This is a genomic window from Bifidobacterium sp. LH_730, assembly GCF_056355835.1.
Window position 1 is genome coordinate 1 of sequence record NZ_JBKETB010000042.1, and the last position, 642, is coordinate 642.

At 65.6% G+C, this 642-nt stretch carries 1 protein-coding gene; it reads left to right on the forward strand.

Annotated elements, in window-relative coordinates; genetic code table 11:
* The coding region (locus tag AC1AUD_RS13735) for an S-layer homology domain-containing protein (RefSeq protein WP_476574939.1) at positions 1-606 on the forward strand (606 nt) is incomplete at its 5' end.
* Positions 607-642 lie beyond the last annotated feature (36 nt).

Sequence of the window (642 nt, forward strand, 5' to 3'; positions counted from 1 at the left end):
GTGTTCACCTCGGGCAATGCGACCCCGCACAACGCCGACATCGACTACATGGCCAGGAAGGGCATTGTGGGCGGCTTCTCGGATGGCACGTTCCGTCCGCTGAGCACGATGAAGCGCCAGGACTTCGCCGCGTTCCTGTACCGTCTGGCCGGCAGCCCGGAGTACACGCCGGCGGCCGCGGACGACATCTTCTCCGACGTGGACGCGAGCACGCCCCACTACAAGGAGATCCTGTGGGCCTCGAGCAAGGGCATCGTCAAGGGCTTCGCTGACGGCACGTTCCGCGGCATGAGCCTGGTCAACCGCCAGGACGCCGCCGCGTTCTTCTACCGCCTGGCCGGCAGCCCGGAGTTCGACGCGTCGAAGGCCGCCAAGCAGTTCGCTGACGTGGATCCGGCCGGCACGGCGAACCACGAGAAGGAGGTCCTGTGGGCTGCCAACACCGTCGTGTCCATCGACTACGACGAGGACGGCTTCGATGCCTCCGATTACGCTGGTTCGATCGTGCAGGGCTTCCCGAACAACACGTTCGCCGGCACGGCCACCCTGCTTCGCCAGGACGGCGCCGCGTTCATCGCCCGCATGTACGCCTACCTCAACAAGTGAGCCGACAGGCTTCACTCGCTGAGATAGCGTAGACAC